Annotated in this window: 1 protein-coding gene; it reads left to right on the top strand. The window is 40.0% G+C overall.

Going from position 1 to position 1,646, the window contains the following annotated elements; all coding sequences use genetic code 11:
• Positions 1–1,517: IS1182 family transposase (locus H6A28_RS14725; protein WP_204481055.1), on the top strand; the 1,517-nt coding region annotated here is incomplete at its 5' end.
• Positions 1,518–1,646 lie beyond the last annotated feature (129 nt).

Genomic DNA, 1,646 nt, shown 5'->3' with positions numbered 1-1,646 from the left:
ATCCTGTACGTATTCTGAATGCTATGGTTGACAACCTTGACCTTAGTTCGTTCCATAAATTGTATAAGGAGTTCGGCCGTTCTCCCTATCACCCACGAATGATGCTCAAAGCTGTTTTGTATGCCTATATGAACAATATCTATTCCTGTCGTAAGATAGAAAAGTCCTTGCTGCGGGATATTCATTTCATCTGGCTTGCCGGTTATGAGCAACCGGATTACCGGACTATAAACCGTTTCCGTAACCGTGTTAAGGATGAGATAAACGGAATATTCACACAAATAGTCCTCATTCTGGCATCCAAAGGATTCATAAGCCTTGAGGTTGAATATGTTGACGGCACAAAGATTGAATCAAAAGCCAACAGATACACATTCATATGGCGTAAGAACGTGGAACGTAACCGTGCCAGGCTTCTTGAGAAGATACGTATTCTTCTACAGCAGATTGATGAGGTCGTAGCACAGGAGAATGCCGGTATTGAAAATACCGCTACCGAATTTACCCCTTCCATGCTGGCGGATATGATATCAGAGTTAAAAGCCTCCCTTGAAAATGCACCAGCCGCATCGGACAAGGAAGAAAAGAAAGCTAAGAAACAAAAGGTAAAGCAAATCAAGCAATTGGAATCGCACTGTGAGAAACTTGCCGAATATGACAGGCACATGAGAATACTCGGCAAACGAAATTCCTACTCCAAAACAGATTCTGATGCTACATTTATGCATATGAAGGAAGGCCCTATGGGAAACGGACAATTAAAACCGGGATATAATCTACAAATCGGAACCGAAAACCAGTTTATGGTCGATTTTGGACTCTACCCTAATCCTACAGACACTCTTACATTGATTCCTTTTGAAAATTCGTTTCATGAACGTTATAACCGTTTTCCATTGGAAGAGGTTGCCGATTCAGGTTATGGCTCGGAGGAGAACTATAGCTTTATGGAAGAAAACGGAATAGAAGCATATGTCAAGTACAATTTCTTTCATAAGGAGCAAAGGGCAGACAAATATGTGACAAATCCTTTCAAACAGGAAAACCTATATTATAACAAGGAGAAAGATTATTATGTTTGTCCCATGGGGCAACATATGGAGCGGACAGGTGTAAGGCATTCTAAAACTGAAAGTGGATATATTACAGAAAGCATTGCCTATAGGGCTGCCAGATGTGAGGGATGTCCTCTCAGATGTATGTGTTTCAGTTCAAAATCACCAAGACGTACCATAGAAGTCAATCAAAGGCTGAAAGAATATAAACAAAAAGCGCGTGAAAGGCTTACCTCAGAGAAAGGTATCAGCCATAGAGGGCAAAGATGCATAGAGCCTGAAGCCGTCTTTGGACAAATCAAATACGACATGGGATACAAAAGGTTCAGGCATTTTGGAAAAGACAAGGTCACAATGGACTTTGCCTTCTTTGCCATTGCCTTTAATATAAAGAAAATGTGTGCTAAAATCAAAAATCAGAAGATGACAGACAAAAATTATCAAAATATAAGGGTGGCATAAGCCATCTACAGCACATTATACCACCAAAAGGCATGGACATAGGAAAAACATAAATCATACTCTATGAAAAATGGCAAAACGATGATTATATAACGAAAAAGAGGATGCATCATTTTGACACATCCTCTT

Source organism: Bacteroides mediterraneensis, assembly GCF_016900355.1.
Lineage (GTDB): Bacteria > Bacteroidota > Bacteroidia > Bacteroidales > Bacteroidaceae > Phocaeicola.
The sequence above is the reverse complement of the archived record's forward strand: the minus strand, read 5'-3'. Positions and strand labels throughout refer to the sequence as shown.